At 44.0% G+C, this 15,413-nt stretch carries 13 protein-coding genes; 5 read left to right on the forward strand and 8 right to left on the reverse strand.

Translation table 11 applies throughout. The features are described 5' to 3' along the window. Positions 1–161: 161 nt before the first annotated feature. From ACZM60_RS06030 to ACZM60_RS06040, 3 genes are read right to left on the reverse strand one after another with little or no spacing between them, the layout of a single operon-like run. Entirely contained in the window at positions 162–1,826 is a 1,665-nt protein-coding gene (locus ACZM60_RS06030) for a TonB-dependent receptor (RefSeq protein WP_489521043.1), read from the reverse strand. Then, positions 1,823–4,846 carry a tetratricopeptide repeat protein gene (locus ACZM60_RS06035; protein ID WP_489521044.1) on the reverse strand — a complete coding sequence of 1,008 codons (3,024 nt, stop codon included), beginning with the start codon at positions 4,844–4,846 and terminating at the stop codon, positions 1,823–1,825. The genes ACZM60_RS06030 and ACZM60_RS06035 overlap by 4 nt, the downstream gene beginning before the upstream one ends. A 29-nt stretch (positions 4,847–4,875) precedes the next feature. After that, a complete protein-coding gene (locus ACZM60_RS06040; RefSeq protein ID WP_021971639.1) occupies positions 4,876–5,403 on the reverse strand; it encodes an NUDIX hydrolase in 528 nt (175 codons plus the stop codon). Between the two features lie 197 nt (positions 5,404–5,600). Here ACZM60_RS06040 and ACZM60_RS06045 point away from each other — a divergent pair, with 197 nt between their 5' ends. From ACZM60_RS06045 to ACZM60_RS06055, 3 genes are all read left to right on the forward strand, one after another. Then, positions 5,601–6,008: a hypothetical protein gene (locus ACZM60_RS06045; RefSeq protein WP_489521045.1), complete on the forward strand. Its 408-nt coding sequence runs from the start codon at positions 5,601–5,603 to the stop codon at positions 6,006–6,008. A gap of 114 nt (positions 6,009–6,122) precedes the next feature. Beyond that, positions 6,123–6,581: an Lrp/AsnC family transcriptional regulator gene (locus tag ACZM60_RS06050; RefSeq protein WP_021971641.1), complete on the forward strand. Its 459-nt coding sequence runs from the start codon at positions 6,123–6,125 to the stop codon at positions 6,579–6,581. A 7-nt stretch (positions 6,582–6,588) separates the two neighbouring features. Then, positions 6,589–6,906 carry a DUF4491 family protein gene (locus ACZM60_RS06055; RefSeq protein ID WP_340318733.1) on the forward strand — a complete coding sequence of 106 codons (318 nt, stop codon included), beginning with the start codon at positions 6,589–6,591 and terminating at the stop codon, positions 6,904–6,906. Positions 6,907–7,014: 108 nt separating this feature from the next. Here ACZM60_RS06055 and buk read toward each other — a convergent pair whose 3' ends face one another. Together buk and ACZM60_RS06065 are read right to left on the reverse strand one after the other, a co-directional pair. After that, entirely contained in the window at positions 7,015–8,076 is a 1,062-nt protein-coding gene (gene buk / locus ACZM60_RS06060) for a butyrate kinase (RefSeq protein WP_489521046.1), read from the reverse strand. A gap of 12 nt (positions 8,077–8,088) precedes the next feature. Beyond that, positions 8,089–9,009: a phosphate acyltransferase gene (locus tag ACZM60_RS06065; protein ID WP_021971644.1), complete on the reverse strand. Its 921-nt coding sequence runs from the start codon at positions 9,007–9,009 to the stop codon at positions 8,089–8,091. A gap of 80 nt (positions 9,010–9,089) precedes the next feature. Between ACZM60_RS06065 and ACZM60_RS06070 the strand changes: the two genes are divergently transcribed. Both ACZM60_RS06070 and ACZM60_RS06075 read left to right on the forward strand, forming a co-directional pair. Continuing rightward, on the forward strand, positions 9,090–10,844 hold the full coding sequence (locus ACZM60_RS06070) for a membrane dipeptidase (protein ID WP_489521047.1): 1,755 nt from the start codon (positions 9,090–9,092) through the stop codon (positions 10,842–10,844). 231 nt (positions 10,845–11,075) lie between these two features. Next, entirely contained in the window at positions 11,076–12,455 is a 1,380-nt protein-coding gene (locus tag ACZM60_RS06075) for a FimB/Mfa2 family fimbrial subunit (protein ID WP_489521048.1), read from the forward strand. Between the two features lie 82 nt (positions 12,456–12,537). On the opposite strand, the gene ACZM60_RS06080 is transcribed toward ACZM60_RS06075, so the two are convergent. From ACZM60_RS06080 to ACZM60_RS06090, 3 genes are all read right to left on the reverse strand, one after another. After that, complete coding sequence (locus tag ACZM60_RS06080; protein WP_489521049.1) at positions 12,538–13,119, reverse strand: DUF3109 family protein; 582 nt, start codon at positions 13,117–13,119, stop codon at positions 12,538–12,540. Between the two features lie 210 nt (positions 13,120–13,329). Further along, positions 13,330–14,835: a PH domain-containing protein gene (locus ACZM60_RS06085; RefSeq protein ID WP_489521050.1), complete on the reverse strand. Its 1,506-nt coding sequence runs from the start codon at positions 14,833–14,835 to the stop codon at positions 13,330–13,332. Continuing rightward, positions 14,819–15,337 carry a PH domain-containing protein gene (locus tag ACZM60_RS06090; protein ID WP_489521051.1) on the reverse strand — a complete coding sequence of 173 codons (519 nt, stop codon included), beginning with the start codon at positions 15,335–15,337 and terminating at the stop codon, positions 14,819–14,821. Before ACZM60_RS06090 ends, ACZM60_RS06085 begins: the two co-directional genes overlap by 17 nt. Positions 15,338–15,413: the final 76 nt, after the last annotated feature.

Here is a 15,413-nt window from a genome sequence, read left to right on the forward strand (position 1 = left end):
TAAGGTGTGTTTTTCTAAAATTCTTCCTTTTTTAGATCATGAGGCCCATTAAATACGAAAAGGAGAATACATTTTACTCCAAACAATTTTTACAGCCTATCATAAAAAAAGCCTGTAACGGAAATAGGTCCGCTACAGGCTTTGCTCTGAGTATACTGTTATCAGAACCGGAAACTTATACCAGCCAAAGCATTAAATCCTTGAGAAAGATAACCTGACTGAGTAATATAATCGCGATTCAATACATTATCGAAACGGGCAAAAACATTCAGACAATTGAAAAATTCATAACCTGCCGAAAGTGACAGATTATTCATTGCATCAGCTCTCTCCAAATTACTTACTTTGACACGGCCCTCATAACGATAATCTGCCGAGATCCAAAATTCATTATACACTTTCGCACGTGCCGAAGCTTCCAGTACAAACTGAGGCTTCAGATAGAGAAGCGCCTCCGCCTCATCTTTTACATTCCAGCCATAATAAGTTCCGTTGACTGAAAAGTCGAAAATATCCTTATAGCCATAAGCCACTTTCGCACCTCCATAGCCAACCTTTGCCTTTTCCTGCAACAACAGAGAATAGCAATACGGAAAATGTTCCTCCAGAGCTCCTGGAATCAGAAAGATTTCATCCTTTGTAACACGATACCCTCCAAACAGTTGGAAGCCAAGTCCCGGTATTGGAGAAGCCTTGAATCCCGCCTGAATATCAGCCGGAGTATACGATGTGCGCATCTGGCTAATTTGTCCCCAATAAGGAGAAATCTCATTCAGTTGACGAAAATCGTTCAACTGAGTACCTCCTGTAGCATGCAAATAAACCACATATGTATCAGAAAAAGTATAATCAACCTTTACATCCGGAGCAGCCTTTATGCCACTGCCATTAGCCGACTGCCAATCGACATGCGCTCCCACGCGCAAGCGTACATCATCATTTTCCAACGTATAATAAGGATTCAGCTTCAGCAATGTATAGTCAGTTTGTTCCACATCGTGAATCAAATTATCCATACCCAATGCTATACCTACCCGCTGCTCCTCGTTCAAAGCTCCGGCAATAAATCCAACCGTATGGAATATATTTTCCGATCCATGTCGCATGTAAGGAATATCATACTTACGGCTAAAGCTACGCAAGCCTGTCTGTATAGAAAACTCTACAGGAAGCTGATCTTCTACAGAAGCCACCCCTACATATCCTTCGCCTAATGTATAATGCTGTCGGGTAGTTTCATACATATTCTGAATTTCTTTTGCTTTCCCCGGCATATAGTTGAATACCTGTGAAGTAAAAGCCCCTCCCAATGTAAGTGAAACCTTCTGGAAATCATGTTTGTAATCCAGTGCTACATCCGTACGGTAAAAGCGAGATTTCCAATCCCCCTCCTCGGGTAGTAAAGAAGAAATACTACCATACATACCATATAAGGAACCCATGAACTGCAAACGGTCACGACGGGAAATACCCCACAAATACGATGCTTTCAGGTCGGCATTGTTCCGGCTACCATAAGCTCCTCTGATATATCCTCGAGGAGCATCCGGCTGTTTCTGTTCACTGGTAATCGGAGCCATCGGCGAAAAATTCCATGTTGTGAGCGGACGCACCGAAGTTGCATAGTCAATATGCTGTTTTGCCACAGCAGGCTCCTCCACTTTTGGCAACACATTTACCTTAAAGGCATCCATCACTTCGGGATTATATTGATTCTCCACCACTACGGTACGGTTTAATGTAGAATCTTTTGCCTGCTCCTGTGCATAACCTTTTACTACAGGCAGCAGTGCAACTCCCATTATAATAGCAGATATATGTTTCATTGTTTACTTCCCTTATTTAGTTTAGCCAATCGAGTTTCTATCATGCCAGCAATGTCATCGTCTGCCTGATAGTTCTGCTGTAACGACAGCAGGTATTGTCTGGCATCCAAGTCACGTCCAAGTTTCATGTATACGTCCGACAACAACACGAAACTTCTTGCCAGCCAATAAGCATGCGGCGTACTGACTTCAATATAATCGAGTACTTCCTTTTCAGCCTTATCAGTCTGTCCGGCATTGAAATATAGCTGTGCAAGCAAATATTTAGCCTCCGCTCCATAGACATTACGAGTATCCTTCGACAAGAAGCTCAGGTCACTCATCGCTTCTTTCGACTGTCCCTCGGCAAGCAAAGCCTTTGCCCGATAATAATAAGCTTCATTTTTCAGTTCCGGAGTCAGCTTACTTTCAGCAATCAAGCCCGAAGCCATAGCCACAATTTCCTGATAATCCTTTATCATCCAGGCACTGCGCATTGCCCCCGTACGAGCCTGTACACGTTCTTCCTGCGAAACAGCCCGGTCTGCCATACGCTTATAAAGTCCTAAAGCCTTTTCATACTCTTTTCCTTTGTAAGCCATATCGGCACATATAGCCATTGCTTCGCCCGAGAATTTATTGTCAGGATATGCAACCACTTTATCCAAATGCGAAGCTGCACCTGTATAATTTTTCTCATTATAATCTATCAATCCTAAATAATAATGTGAATTTACGCTGAATGCTCCCTGCGGGAACGATTGCAGGTAACGAACAAAACTGGCCTTGGCCTCAGCAATATTGCCACGCATGTATACACGTTCGGCAGCCACATAGGTCAATGAATCACGTTCATTCACATCGAAATTAGCTCCACCCGGAATAGTAGAGGCAAATGCCATATAATCATCTACTCTGTTCAGGTCGATGTAGATTGACTTCAAGTCACGCTGGGCCAAACGAGCTTCTTCACTACCTGGATAAGTAGAGATTACTTTCTTATAAGCAGCTATCGCCTCATTATATTTATCATCCTGATAATACAACAAACCGATTTCATTGGCTGCGCGACGCGACAGCGGACTTTCCGGATAGCGCTGTACCAACAAAGAATAACGTTTAATAGCATTGGCATTATCTTCCATCTGTACAAAAGCACGTCCCTGTTCATAGAGTGCATCATCTATGTATTGAGATTCAGGGAATCCGGCAATCAGACGGTTTAGCAAATCAATCTTCTTTCCATATTCGCGCTGTAAGCCCTTAATGATACTTTGCTGGAACAGCGAATAGTCCGACAACGACATGGAATAACCGGATGCCTGAGCATACTGCGCATCGGCCGCATCAAACCGTCGTGCATAGAAATTGCAGTCACCCATTCGGTTATAGACATCAGCCACAACATCATTTTCCAGACGGATACCCGACTCGGAACAGCGTGTAAACCAAGTCAATGCCTTGTCATACTGCTTTTGCTTGAATGCGGTATAACCTAAGTTATACAAAGCCAGTCCATACTCCGTACTACGCCGGTCGGGAGCAAATTCCAAGAATTGACGATAGTCGGATGCCGCAGCATTATATTGCTCCAAACGATATTTCGATTCACCTCTCCAATAATAAGCGTCTGCCTGAGTCTGCTGATTATAGCGTCCTAATTGAAGGGACTGGGAAAAATAGTCAATGGCATTTTCAAAAGCAGCCTGTGCAAAAGCTTGTGTTCCCAGACGGAACAATAATTTCTGCTTAGCTTCCAAAATACGATTTCCCGGATGACTGATCTTAGCTATCGAATTCAGTGCAGCCGTATAACTGCGTGTATTCATATAAACCTCAATCAAGTAGTCGTTGACCTTTTCTGTATATGCCGAATTAGGAAACTCATTCAAGAAACGTTCGAACACAGTGACCGACTCGGCAAAAGGAGAATAAGACGTTTCGTGTATGCACAGAGCATAATTATAAAAAGCCTGTTCCTTAATACCCCGATCGTAGTTCATGGCCGAAGCCTGCTCGAAAGCCATACGTGCACGGTTTCTCTCCTTCAACTGCAAATAAGCGAGTCCCATATGTAAATACGCATTCTGGCTCAATGCATCTTGCCGTGTAGTAGCCTCTCCCAGCATAGCAGCAGCTTCCGAATACACTCCGGTATTAAAATAACTCATACCCAGCTTATACAATGCATTACGATCTGCACTGGTTTCGGTTTCATTACGATAAGCCGACAGGTAACTGATAGCGCCAGCATATTGTTTCAATCCGTAACATGCCTCGCCGCAAATACGTTTCATCTCTACCGCCTTCTCCTGACGAGGATATGCTTCCAGATAAGTAGAAGCAATCTGCCGTGCTTGCTGATAATTACCCCCAATCAAATAAATGTCGGCAATATAATAAGGTGCCAGTGCTGCATACTTTGGAGTAGCCCCTGCTTCACGAAATCCCTGCAAAGCCTTATTGTACTGTTTCTGTACATAGTCGATATATGCAAGATAATAAACAGCATCTATGCGATATTCGCTACTGACTTCTTTCAGAATATTAAGCCATACAGAAGCCTCGTCCAAGTTTCCCATTTTCAAGTAAGCCGTTCCCATACGCAAAGTACAGGCATCACGCTCCTCGTCAGCAAGCAAGTCGAACAGACAAGCCTTAAATGTAGCAATCGCTTCCGGATATTTTCCCTGAAAGAAATAAGCTGAAGCAATGAGCGACTGTACCCGGTTCGTATAACGCGAATCAGGATATTGCTCCAGATAACGCTCCAACTGCTGAATACAGTCGGGAGATTTCAGCTCATACGACGTACATGCAAGCATATAAGCGGCCTCATCGGCCAGTGAAGCTTGCGGTTTCTGTTGTACATAGCGAGACAACGTTTGCCACGCCGCCGCATAGTCACGACGAAGAAATAACTCCTTGCCGTCGTCAAACAGGCGGCGAGAGTCTGTCAGTGGCTCAACCTGCTGTGCCATCGCCATGAACGGCAACACACACATGGCTCCTGCCACCCATACATGTTTCTTGTTCTTCATATCTATATCTTGATAGAATATTATTGTTCTTATTTATTTTTATGCTCTTTCAGGAAACGAGCAACGCCCTTACGTACGGAATCAAGTCCGAATTCTTCCGGATTTATCTGATCCAAAGGCATCCAGAACGAGTCGGCCACATCATCCATTGCCATCAACCGGCTGTCGTCTGCTACCCGGCAAAGGAAAAACAAATCGAGGGTATGTACTAAAAATCCCGAATACAAATAAGTATTGGGAAGAGAAAACAGGTAAGTAGCCTGTACCACTTGTAGTCCGGTTTCCTCACGTACTTCACGAGCAACTCCTTCCTCTCCGGTTTCTGCCATGTCAATAAAACCACCTGAAAGGTCGAGTGTTCCCTTTGCAGGATCCTTGCCTCGACGGCAGACCAAAAGTTCATTTTTACCATTCAAAATAAAAGCTACTGTAGCAGCACTCGAATTAAAATAATAAGTAAAGCCGCAGTCAGCACACTTTTTTGCTTTCTCGTTCCGTATTTCGAAATGAGAAGATCCGCACTTGGGACAATATTTAAACAAATCCAGCGGGTGCATGTTTTAAAAGATTTATAAAATTTAACTCCACAAAGATAGAAGAAATGAGAACATGACGGGGAAAGTTAACACAAAAAAACACGACTACAAGGCTCATTTCGAGAAGGATTTCCAAACATTGCCCCAAAGAAGAACGTCCGTCCGGAAAAACTATCTATCTTTGCCCTGCCAATTACGATATAAAAATAGAGCAGGATATGTTAGAACGAGATTACATTATGCGATTAATCAGACAGTTTTTCGAAGCATTGGAAAAACTGAAAGAAGAGAAAGCCACCAAGCCGGTAGAAACATTACGGATAGATATCCACAGTATGTATCGTGCCTATTTCCGTCAACCTGAAAGTTTCTTCTACGAACAAGGTGCTGAATACATACTTTCTTATCTACAAACAGAATTTCCGGAGAAAGAATTCCTGCATCGCATAGAAATGCTTTCCGACTTGCTATGTTACGACGCCTCTATCCAGCAGTCGCCTCAAGAAAGAAAAATCTTATACCAGAAAGCATTGTTTCTGATGAACTATCTGGATTCACACAGTGATACATTTTCCTTCGAAAGAAGACGAAAAATAGCAGAAATCGAAGAACTTATATACCAATAGCTACTATTTTTTGTTCTTTTTAGTAAAAAAATTATGTTTTTCGTCGGTTTCTATAAGACTTATAAAAAAGTTTTTCTATATTTGCTTACAAAATGATAATATAGATTGCTTATTATGGAAAAAATTGATAACCTAGACAAACAGATTCTGGAAATTATTTCTCAGAATGCTCGTATTCCGTTTAAAGACGTTGCCGCCGATTGCGGAGTTTCGCGCGCAGCCATCCACCAACGTGTACAGCGACTGATAGACTTAGGGGTCATTATAGGCTCAGGCTACCATGTAAATCCCAAGAGCTTAGGATACAGCACTTGCACCTATGTGGGAATTAAACTGGAAAAAGGTTCTATGTACAAAAGTGTAGTAGCAGAGCTGGAAAAGATTCCTGAAATCGTAGAATGCCACTTTACAACAGGACCGTACACAATGTTGACTAAACTATATTCTACAGACAACGAGCACCTGATGGAATTACTGAACTCAAAAATACAGGAAATACCGGGTGTAACTGCAACGGAAACATTGATTTCACTGGAGCAGAGTATCAAAAAAGAAATTCCTATCCGCAAATAATTAAGAGATGGAATGGCTTTCAACTCTCCACTTTGAAGGAATCGTGATAGGTATATGCACATTCCTGATTATAGGATTATTTCATCCGGTTGTGGTTAAAGCCGAATATTATTGGGGAACGCGTTGCTGGTGGTGGTTTCTGCTACTGGGCATTGCGGGAATCATTGGTTCACTGCTCGTCAGCGACCTGTTGATTTCTACTCTATTGGGCGTATTCTCCTTTTCTTCTTTTTGGACAATTAAAGAAGTATTCGAACAACGTGAGCGGGTTCTGAAAGGATGGTTCCCAATGAATCCTAAGCGCAAACACGAATACGAATCTTGACGGGAGAGCAATCCCTCAACGATAGCAGTCCCTTCACACCGCTTCCATCGGCCTGACCTGATATTTTAATCAGTCAAGACCGGTGGAAGCGGTGTTTTCTATAAACTTTCAGGGATTATACTCCTGCAATGGCAACTCTCCTCTCAAGGCTCCCAGCGCATTCATGGCAAGTGCTCCCATTTCATCCTCGCCCGGAATGACAACGATACGCGCGATACCTTCCAGCCACTCGCGCAGCAAGGACACACAATACTTATTATTGGCAATTCCCCCCGTCAGAATGACGGCATCTGTCTGCCCGTGTAAAGCGACATGCATGGCTCCTACCTGCTTGGCAACCGTATAAATCATGGCTTCCAGCACCAGTTTATGTTTCTTATCGCCTGCGTGTGCCCACCGGACAATAGTTGGAACATCCGTTGTACCTAAATGTGCCAGTAAACCTCCCCTGCCATTCAGCATCTTACGTATCTCCTGATAAGTATATTTTCCGCTGAAGCACAAATCGACGAGCTGCCGTGCCGGAATAGTACCCGCACGTTCCGGACTGAACGGTCCCTCACCGTTCAATGCATTGTTCACGTCGATAACCTTACCATGATGATGCGCACTGACCGAAATGCCCCCACCCAAATGAACGACAATCAGGTCGAGTTCTTCATATTTCCGGCCTATCCGTGCCGCATAATTACGGGAAACTGCCCTGCTGTTCAGCGCATGGAAGATAGAGATACGAGGAATCTCCGGAATACCGGTCAGACGTGCCACGTCACAAAGCTCGTCGGTGACAACCGGATCGGCAATGAAAGCCGGACATCCAGCCGAAGCAGCCAGTTCGTCGGCTATCAAGGCAGCCAGGTTCGACGCATGTTCCATATCCGCATACCACAAATCATGCTTGATGCGTTCATTGATCCGATATACTCCTCCCAGTGTAGGTTTGAGCAGCCCGCCACGTGCAATGATGGCATCGAAGCATAAGGGAATTCCCGCCTTCTGTAAAGCCTCCGTCACATGCCGGCGACGATATTCATACTGTTCATTGATATGATGAAACTCCGACAAATCTTTAGCAGAGTGAAACACACTTTCTCTCCACACCTGCTTGTCATCTTCGTACACGGCCAGCTTGGTAGAGGTTGAGCCGGGATTTATAACAAGTATTTTCATATAAGGTCAATATTAATCGTTTTGAGAACCAGCCAGACACGCCAGTGCAAGGCTATAAAACTTAGAGTTTCCCGAATCGCTGCGCGAAGGAACTACCACCGGGGCAACGGTACCTGTAAGCATGCCGGCCATGTTCGCATCACCAAACAGCGAAAGGGTTTTATAAAATGTATTGCCAGATTCAATATTCGGGAAAATCATGATATCCGCATTTCCGATAACCGGCGAACTCAGTCCCTTTATCTCCCCGCTATGGCGGTCGCAGGCTGTCTTGGCATCCATGGGGCCGTCGATGAAAGCAGTACCAAATTTCCCAAGTCTGGCCTCTTCTTTCAGTTGTACATAATCCAGCGTATGAGGAAACTTTTCGTTTACTTTTTCCGAACAATGTATCAGCGCCACCCGAGGCTCTTCGTTGCCCAACTTACGGCACAAGGCGATATCATTGGCTATCATCGCCCGAAACTGCGCCAAACCGGGACGAGGAATGACGGCAGCATCCGAAAACAACAGCAGTTTATGATAAAGAGGTATCTGTGCTATAGCTACATGACTTAAAATACCTCCTGGAGGCAACAGACCTTTTTCTTTTTTCAGCACAGCACGCAGCAGGTTGTCGGTATTAATAAGCCCCTTCATCAGGATGTCGGCCTCACCGGTTCGCACCAGTTCCACAGCAAGAGCAGCCGCTTCATCGGGGGTGGAAGTAATATATATACGGACAAAATCGGGAGAAGCTGCATGCAGGCTATGTGCCACTTCAGCATGCGCCTCATCGGTGACCAGAAGATATTCTGCTATTTCTTCACGCAGACTACGAATGATAACGTATTCCGTATGGGGGTCATTGGGACATACTACTGCAACTCGCCGGCGGATGCCAAGCGAACGCAAATTATTCACCAACTGGGTAAGGGTTCGAATCAATTCCATACCATTAGATTTTTAGCAAATATGAAAAATAAATCTGAATTTATCTCTATATTTGTTCGGTTTCTACGAAATATTAACTTATGAAAACGTTTCAAACATTTGACATCGAAGCGGACTACAAGGTACTCCACAGCCGATTTCCAAATCATAAAGATGCACCGGTCATCGGAATTACCGGTAATTTCAGTGACGGAAACTTAACGCTTGCCCCTGGATATTATACTTCCATTCTGAAAGCAGGAGGTGTTCCGTTCATCATTCCTCCTTTCGAAAATACTGACATTCTGATAAGCTTACTCGACAGTCTCGACGGACTACTTCTGACAGGAGGAGGAGATATAAATCCGCTGTTCTTGCACGAAGAGCCGGTAAAAGAATTACACAGCATAAACCCTTACCGCGACCGTCAGGAACTACTTCTTACCCGACTTGCAGCTAACCGCCAGATTCCGATATTAGGTATTTGCCGGGGTATGCAGATCATGAACGTAGCACTTGGGGGAAGCATCTATCAGGATATTCACGTACAAATGGAAGGTACGCGCATCAAGCACAGTCAGGATATGGACCGTGCCTTCGCATCCCACACCATACAGATAGAAGACGACAGCCTGCTGGCACGAATCATGAAGACAACCTCTCTGCCAGTCAATTCGTTCCACCATCAGGCAGTAAACGAAGCGGCTCCGGGATTCCGTATTTCGGCCCGCGCCACCGACAACGTGGCAGAGGCAATAGAAAGTACAGAATATAAGTCGATGCTGGGTGTACAATGGCATCCCGAATGCTTTATCCTGAACGATGATGAATACATGATGCCGCTCTTCGAATGGCTGTTGCAGGAGGCTACTTCTTTCCGCCAGGCAAAACGGATGCACCACCGCATACTTACGCTGGACACGCACTGCGACACACCGATGTTTTTCGGGCAAAACATCAACTTTGCCACACGCGACCCTAAGATAAAGGTCGACTTACACAAGATGACCGAAGGACGTCAGGATGCAACCATCATGGTGGCTTATCTGGCACAAAAGGAACGTACCGACGAAGCCTTACTGGCTGCGACAGCCAAAGCCGACCAGTTGCTGAATGAAATAGAGCGTATGGTTGCCATGAACTGCACGGCGGTAGATATTGCTTACACACCCGCCGACCTCTATCGCTTGAAACGGGAAGGTAAAAAAGCTATCATGCTGGGAATAGAAAACGGATATGCCATCGGAAAAGATTTGACGAATGTAGAGCGCTTCCGCAAGCGCGGAGTAGTATACATGACACTCTGTCACAACGGTAACAACGATATCTGCGGATCGGCACGATACAATGACGAACATATCGGTGTAACGCCTTTCGGCGAACAGGTTATCCGTGAAATGAACCGTACCGGTATGATGGTCGACTTGTCGCATGCAGGCGAACAGACCTTCTACGATACGCTGGAGATAAGCAGCCAGCCGGTTGTCTGCTCCCATTCTTCCTGCCGCGCACTGTGCGACCATCCGCGCAACCTGACCGACGACCAACTGAAAGCCATCGCCCGCAAGGGAGGAGTCGTACAGGTTTGTCTGTACGGCGGTTTTCTCCGCTCGGACGCACCGGCAACTATCTGCGATGCCATCGAGCACCTGCATCACATGGTCAACATCATGGGAATAGAACATGTGGGTATCGGAACCGATTTCGACGGCGACGGAGGTATCATCGGCTGCAACGATTCTTCGGAACTGATCAATCTGACACGCCGGTTACTTTATGAACGCTACAGCGAAGCCGACCTCCACCTGATATGGGGAGGAAATTTCCTGAGAGTAATGGAAGAGGTACAAAAATAGCTACATCTTACGTTTATAGAGATGTCCCGACGTTTTCGGATACTCCAAACTTTCTTTCCGAAAAAACTTCGGGACATTTTTTTATTTTTTGTACAAAAACTTCGAAAATTTGTACAAATTTTAGTTCTCTCCCAGCGAAGAAAAATCTCCATCCTCCCGAAAAAAAATTCATCATACGGTACATTTTTTCATCAACTTGCGTTAGTAAAGAGAAAAAGCAATAAGCTATCTATGGAAACGATGAAAAATATCTTTTTTACTACCTGCCTGTTTCTGCTTTGTGCCTGTGGAGAATACCAGTTGGAACAAGAAGAAAACGGAACAACCGGAGAAACCGAAAGCGAAGTTACGTACACCTTGCAATTGAATATCGGCAGTCAAGACAACGCTAAAATAAATTATCCGCTGTCGCTCTATATGTTCGACGACAAAAACAACTGCATTTCGCAGGAAAGCATCTCCGAAGAAACCAGTGAATACAGCGCGTCGATGCCGAAAGGGAAATACACACTTGTATTATTGTCGGGACTGACGGACGACAACTATTCCTATCCCCTCGAAATCATTCCCGACAGTTACATCACGCTGAACAATAATAACCGGTCGGATAAACCGTTACAAATGGGAAAGGCCAGTATCAATCTGACTCAATCTACCCGAATTTCTGTAACTTTGTCGTATGTGGTAGCTTCGCTTACGTTTACACTTTACGGAATCCCCGACAATGCCATCACGACAGAGGTCAATGTATCTCCGGTCAGTTCAGGCATCTCATTCAATGGAGATAACAAGAACGACAAACGCCAATGTACCGTTTCATGCCGGAAAGAAGGCAACCGCTGGATAAGCGATGCGGTATATATCTTCCCGAACGAGAGTTCGCAGACGCACCTCTCGATAAACATAGAGCTGCCCGACAGCAATGAAACTTACGGCTATACGTATCAAGCCAATCTGAAAGCAGGATATCCCTATCATTTTACCGGATATTATAAAGGAGGCGTATCGCTCGACGGAGAATTTCAGGCTGAAGGCTGGCAACCGGAAGTAGATTGTGAATTCGGATTTGATGAAATTCTTCCCGACGAAGGCGGAGATGATCATACAGACGGTGGAACAGGAGGCAACGGTTCGGGCAATACCGACGATACGGAAACACCAGATGATACAGAAGAAACCGATACATTCATCGTCCCAGAGCTACCAGATGCCGATACGATATGGGGGTATTTTTATGTCTGGCAGGTCACATCACTGTCGGCTACCGAAAGCAAGGCTATCCTTATTGCACCCGACCAATGGTATACACTGGCAGCAGATGCTCCCGGACTGCTGGAGGCCTATGAAAAAGACGATATCAGTGGATGGAGAATGTTTACAACAGAGGAGGCGACAGCTTTCCGAACTCAATTTCAGGGGACGGTAAATGAACTGAATAAATTCATCTCCGAATACGGATTCGACTGGTTTAAATATACCGACGGAGCGCGTTACCTCTGCAACAACGGACAATCGACTTTCAGTCTGGCAAACAACCGCATTCTCGATGCCGGGAAGACTGTCGATTATTACTTGCGTCCTATAAAAACCGTACGGTTCAAATTAAAATAAGGCATCTTTTCTTATATAAAAAAGGTGCAGAGTAAAACAAGGCATTCCTGCCCCTGCTCTCTCTGCACCAACTTGCTATCTACTAAATAATATGTTGCTTTTCCAATTCTTCCGCTACGTTTTCCAGCTCGGCATACCATGCTTCGCCAAATTTACGTACCAAAGGCTCCTTCAAGAACTTGTAAACAGGGGCATTCTCTTTCTTGCCTAACAAAACGGCTGCCTTACAAACATCCCACCGATGGTAGTTTACTGCCTTATAAGGCCCGTAGTCGCCTACACGTATAGGATATAAATGGCACGATATCGGCTTATAGAAATTACAACGTCCTTCCCGGTAGGCTTTTTCGATTGCGCAGTAACAATATCCCTTTTCATCGTAACACGTAAATACGCAGTCCTTTCCGTTTACGATAGAAGTAACCAGATCACCATCCGAATCGGTATAAACCACTCCTTGTTTATCGATAATCTCACGCGCCTCGGGTGAGAGATCGTCCCATACTACGGGTAATACCTCTTCCAGTTTCTCTACTTCTTCCAATTCTACCGGTGCACCTGCATCACCTTCTATGCAACATTCCCCTTTACAGGCATCGAGGTTACACAGAAATTTCTCGCGGAAAACATCCAGGCTGACTATCACATCGTCTATCTGTACCATTTCGTTATAGTATACCTTTTTATATTATACCGCAAAAATACAAAAAAGTATGGCACAGCAGCCACACAATATACCTAAAAGTAGGTATTACCTGCATAATAAGAGCGTAGTACTTTGTGCTGTAATAGAAAGTGAAGGAATGCAAACTTGCCATTTACCCGATTTTATATCGGACTCACATTTTTTGTCACTTTAGGTTTTGATTGCTTCCTATGACCGGCTATTACCTATCAGATACTCATAGACATCGTTTGCCTCTTTTTCTTTCAAACTTCTTACCACAAAGGAAGTTCCATTAGTAGAAACAATCAAATTCACACGATGAAAGAAAGGAGTAAACAGAGTTTGTCTCAGGCAGGCCACTTCCACATTGGCGTATTTAATGTAGTTCCTGACATCGGCCAACTTACCGTTATGTATTTCAACATAATCATCTTTCAATGTGATACTACTCCGGCGAGCTGCCCAAACTCCCTTTACCAAAGATATAAGCATATACGCAACAGGTATTGCCAACCACGGATATAATTTGCAATAACATAGTACGGCACAAACAATCAGTGAAACAGGAATATCAAACCGCACGGTATAACCAATCACTCCTTTCCCTGATTTCGCCGACAGAATCGTTTGCGAAGAAGCATAATCCTTACCCAGCCACCAGTTCAGGAAATGCCCGGAGAAATTCGAGCCGTATATCTTTACATCGCTCTCATCCTTTTTTTCAGTAGCATTGAATGCCTGTTTCAACATGACAGTACAGCATCCCAGATATTTCTCTATAATATTTTGTTTTACATAAACCGTGCACACCTTATCGTACGAAAAGCGACTACTGAACCGTGTAAACAAGCCACTCTCGAAAAAGAGCTGGGCCTTATCCATATGTATCTCCATGTTATAATACCGCATAAATACTTTCACGATCCATAATACCATTACAATAACATACAATATGAGAAGAAGCATAACGAACACCGTGACCGAGAGGGAAGTATAATCGGCATGTTCACTGACATAATCGATGAAGAGATTCAAGATTCTATCGCTTGCCGAGAGTATTTTATCGTAGAAAGTAAACAGAATACCCAACAGCACAACCATTCCCTTAAAATGGTTCTGACAAAAGGCTCCTTTTATCAGATTCAGATTACTCAGTTTCAGAATACATTTATCATTGACAGACTTCGATTCCTTGGTCATCACATTCTCTTCTACCGATTGCTTATCTTCCTCCGGCACCTGTTCCTGTTGCTCAATCTTTTCGAGCAACATATTCCAGTCTTTATAATCCAGAATCAGTTCTACTTCCGCTGTTTTCGAAGCAAGCGTATCGAATGAAACTCCTTTCATATCAAACAACCGATACATAAAGCCCCGTCGGGTTCTCAACGACTGTACCTTATGCAAGGGTATGATTGTTTCATTTTTAAATAATCCATAGATAAAAATCAGATTTCCGTTCTTAATATAATATTTCTTGTAATAATAACTGATAAAAGCCACGACTGTTGCAAGCAGCAGATACCCAACAGATACATACAACAGTGCTTCCATTGTTTCCATGAAGGAACGATGTTTTTCAGGATCGAACACATAAAGAAGCATCAGAATAAGAAACAGACTGATATAACGGCGCAACTCCTTTACAAAAAATATGGCATAGGCGCTCTTGCTCATTCTGCGTGGCGCAGAGAAATCACCGGATCTTTCCATGTTGTATGTACTCCATTATAATTGTTTTCATTTCGTTTGCTCTTGCTTCTGTCAGTCCCGGAATAACCGTTTCTGCCTTAAACTGTGCGCCGTTTACGATAGCAATCGAATACAAACCGAATAGCTTACTGACAGGATTCTGCCGTATACTCACTTGTTGTACCTTACCCAAAGGAATCGTTACGACAGAAGGGAAAAAGAGTCCGGACCGGTAGGTGATGTCATGCTCACGAAAAGCAAATCCTTTATAGGCATACGCTTTAGGAAGAAGCATCAAATTGATAACAGCAGCACAAAGCAACAGACATTCCACACCCCCAACAATGAAAATACGATAAGGAAGTTCTTCCGCAAAAAGGAAGAACAGGGAAAAAAGCATAAGGCATATATAAGTCAATGCAGTTCCTACAACCTGTACTCTAATGTATTTCTTTTCCAAAGGTTCGTATGTGAGATTTTCCACTCTATGGATATGCTCAAAATCCAATTGCCGGTTCGTCATAAGTATATTTCATAAGTTCGATTCAAGATGAGTCAACCGACTGCCAACTACAGCTGTCAAGGTAGCCAATTAATAA

The sequence above is a fragment of the Phocaeicola sp. genome (genome assembly GCF_057861905.1).